Raw genomic sequence first — 6,516 nt, 5'->3', positions numbered from 1 at the left:
GAACCCACCCCGGAATCCGAACCCACCCCGGAATCCGAACCCACCACGGCATCCGAACCCACCGGATCCGCGAGGCGAGCGGTTCGGGTCGCGGCGAGGTCGCCGACGGGGCGGACGGTCGGGTCGGCGACCATGGCGGCCATCACCTGGCCGAGCGCCTCGCCCACCTCCGCGGCGCGCTGGGGGGCGAGCAGTTCGGGCCGGTGTTCCAGTTCCAGGGCCAGCCCTTCGCCGGGATCGGCCACCAGGGTGATCGGATAGTGGGTGGCGTCCTCGGTCGCCACCCCGGTGACCCTGACGCCGATCGTCGCGCGGACCCGGTCGATCTCGGTGTCGTCGACCGGGTAGGACTCGACCACCAGCAGCGTGTCGAACAGCCGCGCGAGCCCGGTGACCGCCTGGACCTCGGCGAGTCCGAGGTGGTGATGGTCCAGGGTCGCCGCCTGGGCCTGGTGCAGGCGTCCGAGCAGGCCGGCCACGGTCTCCCACGGATCGAGGACGATGCGTACCGGGATCGTGTTGATGAACAGGCCGACCATGGACTCCACCCCGGCCAGCTCGGGCGGCCGGCCCGAGACCGTCGTGCCGAAGGCGACGTCCCTGCGGCCGGTGAATCTGCTCAGGGTGATCGCCCAGGCCGCCTGGATGGCGGTGCTCAGCGTCACCCCGTGCTCCCGGGCCAGGTCCTTCATCCGCTCCTGCACGGCCGGGTCGAGCGCGACCGGGATCCGGACGGGCCTCGCCGGCGCCTCGTCCCCGTCCTGCGGACCGGGGGATGCGGGCGCGAGCAGGGTCGGCTCGGTCACCCCGTCGAGGACGCCACGCCAGGCCGCGAGGGATTCCTCGCGATCCCTGGTGGCGAGCCAGGCGAGGTAGTCGCGGTAGGGCCGCGGCCGGGGCAGCGGCGTGCCGGCGTACAGCGCGAACAGGTCCCGCAGCGCCAGGGGGACGGACCAGCCGTCCATCAGGATGTGATGGACGGTGATCACCAGGCGGTGCGTGTCCGGCCCGAGCCGCACGAGCAGGAAACGGATCAGCGGTGGCTCGTCCATGTCGAACGGCGGCGTCCGTTCGGCGTCGAGCAGGGCCCGCACGCCGGTCGGGGAACCATCCGGCTCGGCCTCGGTCCACGGCACCTCGACGCGGCGCAGCACGACTCCCACCGCGCCGGCGGGGCCGGCGACGAAGGCAGTCCGCAGGTTCGCGTGCCGCTCCACCAGCGCTCCGGCGGCGCTGCGCAGCCGCGCTGCGTCCAGCGGGCCGGCCAGATCGACGGTCAGCTGCACGGTGTAGGCGTCACTCCCGCCGGCCACCGCGTGGAAGAGCAGGCCCTCCTGCAGCGGGGCGAGCGGCAGGACTTCCTCGATGTTCGACCGGTTCATGGCGTGCGCCACCTTTCCTCGAACGCGTCGAGCGTGTCCTGGTCGAGCGAGACCAACGGCATGTCGGACGGGGTGTGCCCGCCGGCGGCACCGTCGGCGGTGTGCGCGACGAGCGCTTCGAGCGCGGCGCGCCAGGTCGCGGCCAGGGCGTCGACCTCCCCGGCGGGGAACACCCCGGCCGGATAGGACCACGAGGCCCGCAGCACCGGGCCGTCGGCGGTGTCCTCGGTGAGGGCGGTGATCTCCAGGGCGGCGGCGACGGGGGCCGCGTCGTCGCCGAGCCCGGCGAGATCGGTGAACTCGGCCGACTGCGACCACGGCTCCTGGCCGCCGTCGCGGTCGCCGGCGCCACCGCCACCGCCACCGCCACCGCCACCGCCGTAGCGACCCAGGTAGTTCAGGACGATCTGCGGGCCGGCCGTCCCGGCCAGTGCCTCGCCGACCGCCGGGTTCAGGTACCGGAGCAGCCCGTACCCGACCCCGCGGTCGGGGATCGCCCGCAGTATCTCCTTCACCTGCTTGACGGCCAGGCCCGCTGTGGCGCCGGCGGCGAACGCGTCGTCAACGTCGATGCCGGTCAGCTCCACGCGGACGGGATAGCGGCTGGTGAACCAGCCCACCGTGCGGGAGAGGTCAGCGCCGGGCACGGCCTGCTCCTCCCGGCCATGCCCTTCGAGCGCGATCCGGACGTGGGGCGTGGCCCGCCCGTGTTCGCGGCCCCAGGCGGTGACGGCCAGGGCCAGCGCCGCCAGCAGGACGTCGTCGATCCCGGCGAAGTACGCCTCGGGGACGTCGGTGAGCAGGGCGCGGGACACCGGCACCGCGAGCTCGGTCCGCACGGTGCGCAGCGTCGAGTGCAGGTCGCGTGCCGGGTCGAGCGGACGGGCCCCCAGCGGTGGCTCGTCACCCCCGGTCATCTCCTTCCACAGTGGCAGCTCGGCGAGCCTTGCCGGATGACGGGCGGCCTCGACCAGGCCGAGCGCCCAGTGCCGGAAGGAGGTTCCCGCTGGCCCGAGGTCCGGCTCCCGGCCGTCCCGTGCGGCGCGGTACGCGTCGGCGAGGTCGGGTACGAGGATTCGCCAGGACACCGCGTCGACGGCGAGGTGATGGGCGACAATCAGTAGCCGGCCGCCGGCGGGGCCCGCGTCGAACCAGACCACCTGGAGCAGCCGGCCGGCCGCCGGGTCGAGCCGGCCGGCCGCCGCGTCCGCCTGCGCGCGGACGAGCGCGACGGTCCCCGGGACACCCCAGAGCTGCGCGGCGTCACCGGGCTGCGCGGCGTCACCGGGCTGGAGCACGTCGACGCGGTGCACGATCGGGTCGGCCGGTCCGTGCGGCGGGACGGTCAGCGTCCAGCCACCGTCGTCGTCGGAGCCGACGACCGCGCGCAGGATGTCGTGCCGGCGCAGCAGTGCGCCGACCGCCGTGGTGAGAGTGGGAAGGTCGAGGTCCACCGGCGCCACCAGCACGGCCGTCTGGACGAAGCGGGACCGCAGCCCGTCGCGGTCGAGGACCGCGTGCATGATCGGGGTGAGCGGCACCGGGCCGGTCGCGGCCTGATCCGCCGTCTGCGGGCGCGACTGCGTGGCGTTGGCTCGGGCCTCGGCCTTCGCGTCGGCGGCGAGGGCGAGTTCGGCGACGGTCCGATGCCTGAAGACGTCGCCGGGTGAGATCGGCAGCCCGGCCCCGCGGGCCTTGGACACCAGCTGGATCGAGACGATGCTGTCTCCGCCCAGCGCGAAGAAGGAGTCGTCCGGCCCCACCGCGGCGACGCCGAGCAGGTCCGCGATGAGCCCGCCCAGCAACGCCTCGGTGCGCGTGTCGGCCTGTCGGCCGGAACCCACCCGCAGCTGCGGGGCGGGCAGGGCGCGGCGGTCGACCTTGCCCGAGGGCATCAGCGGGAACGCGTCAAGCTGGTGGAGCGTCGTGGGCACCATGTGGTCGGGGAGCCGGCCGGTCAGCCAGGACCGGACCGCGTCGACGTCCACCGGGGTGTCGGGCGCGCCGACGAGGTAGCCGACCAGGTGCTGCGCGCCACCGGTGAGGCGGTGGACGACCACGACGGCCTGCCGGACGGACTCGTGCTCGCCGAGCGCCGCCTCGATCTCCTGGAGCTCGACCCGCATTCCCCTGATCTTGACCTGGTGGTCGGCCCGGCCGAGGAAGTCGAGCGTGCCGGCGGGCGTCCAGCGGGTCAGGTCCCCGGTGCGGTAGAGCCGGCCACCGGGCGTCCAGGGGTCCGCCACGAAGCGCGCCGACGTCTGGCGTGGATCGCCGACGTATCCGCGACCCAGCGGGAGACCGCCGACGTACAGCTCGCCGCGCACGCCTACCGGAACCGGGTTCAGCGCCTCGTCGAGCACGTGGATCCGGGTGTTCGGGTTGGGCCGCCCGATGCTGATGCCGTGGCGGCGTTCGGCGTCGCGGTAGAAGTCGTGGGTGACGCCGATCGTCGCCTCGGCGGGACCGTACCCGTGGTACATGACCGCGTTCAGGGTGGCGCGGAACCGGCCGAACAGCTCGGGGGTGAGCGCCTCGCCACCGCACCAGACGTGGCGCAGCGTGCCGGCGGCGGCGGAGATGCCGGGCAGCTGCAGCAGCATGTCCAGCATCGACGACACCAGGTAGGTGAAACTGACCTCGTGCCGGATGATCATGGCGAGCAGCTCGTCGACGTCGCGTTCCCGACCCGGCTCGACGATGACGACGGTCGCGCCGGTCACCAGCGGCAGGAAGACCTCGTTGATGGAGATGTCGAACCCGAGCGGCGCCTTGAACAGGGCGGCGTCCCCGGGCCCGAAACCGAGCATCTCGCGTTGCCACAACAACCGGGCCGCGATCGCCTGATGGCAGATCATCGCGCCCTTCGGCGTGCCGGTCGAACCAGAGGTGTAGATGACGTACGCCAGCCCGTCGGGATGTAGCGGCACGGCCGCGACCGGCGCCGCCGGTTCCGGCAGGTCCGCCACCGTCAGGACCGGCCCGTCCAGGTCGGTGGGCAGGCCGGTGCCGGTGGCGCTGACCACCGCCCGCAGCCGCGCGGTCCGGTGGATGTCGGCGATGCGCCGCGCCGGCCATCCCGGTTCGAGCGGGACGAAGGTCGCGCCGGTGCGCTGGATGCCGAGGAGCACCGCGACCAGGTCGGCGCAGCGGTCGAGATGGACACCCACGAGGTCCTCCGCCACGATGCCGTGCGCGATGAGCGCGGCGGCGACGGCGTCGGCCCGGCGGTCGAGTTCGGCGTAGGTCAGCCGGGTGTCGCCCGCGACGACGGCGAGCCCGTCGGGGGTGCGGGCAACCTGCTCGGCGAACAGGCCGGGCACGGTCACCGCCGCGACGGGAACCGCCGTGTCGTTCCAGTCGACCAGCAGCCGCCGGCGTTCGGCCGGGTCGAGCACGTCGAGCCGCGACAGCCGGATCCCGGGATCCGCGGCGAAGGCGCGCAGCGTGCGCACCAGCCGCTCGACGAGCCGTTCGACCGTGGACTCGTCGAACAGGTCGGCGTCGTAGTCGATCGATCCGAGGTAGGTCCCGTCGGGACGCGGCGCGACGATGACGGCCAGGTCGAACTTCGCCCCGCTCGCCGGGTCGTCGTAGGGCAGCACCGTGGCGTCGATCCCGGGCAGGCCGTAGGTGCTCGCCCCGTCGGCCTGGAAATCGACCAGGGTCTGGAACAGCGGATGGCGTCCCGCGGCACGCTCGGGTCTGACCGCCTCGACGACCCGGTCGAAGGGGGCGTCGGCGTGCGCGTACGCGTCCAGCGCCGTCTCCCGGACCCGCAGCAGCAGCTCGCGCAGGGTCGGATCGCCGGACAGTCGGGTGCGCAGGACGACGGTGTTCACGAAGAACCCGACGAGGTCGTGCAGGGCCTCGTCGACCCGTCCCGCCGACAGCGCGCCGAGCGGGATGTCGGTCCCCGCGCCGAGCTTGTGCAGCAGGACGCTCACCGCGGCGTTCACCGTCATGAACTCGGTGGCGCCGGTGGCCCGGGCCAGCTCGCGAAGTCCCGCCACCACGTCCGCCGGCACGGCGAAGCGCACCGCGCCGCCGCGTCCGTGCGAGCCGGTTCCGCGGGGGCGGTCGACGGGCAGCGCGATCTCCTCGGGGAGCTCAGCGAGGGTGTCGCTCCAGTGCCGTAGCTGGGTGGCGAGCAGGCCGTCGGGGTCGGTGGGGTCACCGAGCAGCTCCTGCTGCCACAGCGTGTAGTCGGCGTACTGGACGGGCAGCGGATTCCACGCCGGCGCGGCGCCGGCCGCCCTGGCGGTGTAGGCGGCGGCCAGGTCCGCCAGCAGCGGCTCGGTCGACCATTCGTCGCCGGCGATGTGGTGGACGACGAGACCGAGCACGTGGTCGTCCGCGGCCAGCCGGAGCAGTTCGAGGCGCACCGGCGCCTGCGACCCGATGTCGAACGGGCGGGAGATGATCTCGGCGATCCGAGCCTCGAGGCCGCCGTCGTCGGTGTCGACGACCGCGACCGCAACCCGGTACTCGGCCAGGATGTCCTGGTAGGGAGTGCCGTCGTGGTCGGGGAAGACGGTGCGCAGGGTCTCGTGCCGGTCGACGACGTCGTTGACGGCCGCGACGAGCGCCGGCACGTCGAGGTCGCCCCGCAGCCGTGCGACGAACGGGATGTTGTAGGTACCGGACGAGGGGTCGAGCCGGTGCAGGAACCACAGCCGCCGCTGGGCGGGCGACAGCGGCAGCCGCTGCGGACGCTTCCGGGCAACCAGTGGAATCCGGGCCGTGGATGGGCGGTCGTCGGCCAGCAGGGCGGCGAGGCCGGCGACGGTGGGCTGGTCGAACACCGCTCGGATGGGCGTCTCCGCTCCGGTCGCGGTGCGGATCTGGGAGATGAGGCGGGCGGCGAGCAGGGAATGACCGCCGAGGGCGAAGAACGAGTCGTCGAGCCCGACCCGCTCGACCCCGAGCAGTTCGCCGAACAACCCCGCGACAACCAGCTCGGTCGGCGTCGTCGGTTCGCGACCCGCTGCCACGCCACCGGCGAACTCCGGTGCTGGTAGGGCGCGGCGGTCGAGTTTACCGTTCGGCGACACCGGAAACGCATCCAACACAACCACCACCGCCGGCACCAGATAATCCGGCAGCACCGACACCAACACACCCCGCACCGCCC

The 6,516-nt window shown here is 73.6% G+C and carries 2 protein-coding genes; both read right to left on the bottom strand.

The annotated features are described in order from the left end of the window. The coding region (locus NBZ83_RS28965; RefSeq protein ID WP_261576216.1) for a condensation domain-containing protein at nucleotides 1-1,382 on the bottom strand (1,382 nt) is incomplete at its 3' end. Then, entirely contained in the window at nucleotides 1,379-6,496 is a 5,118-nt protein-coding gene (locus NBZ83_RS28960) for a non-ribosomal peptide synthetase (protein ID WP_261576215.1), read from the bottom strand. The genes NBZ83_RS28965 and NBZ83_RS28960, both read right to left, overlap by 4 nt. Nucleotides 6,497-6,516: the final 20 nt, after the last annotated feature.

Source organism: Frankia gtarii (assembly GCF_025403375.1).
Taxonomy (GTDB): Bacteria; Actinomycetota; Actinomycetes; order Frankiales; family Frankiaceae; genus Frankia; species Frankia gtarii.
This window is presented reverse-complemented; position numbering and strand designations above follow the sequence as displayed.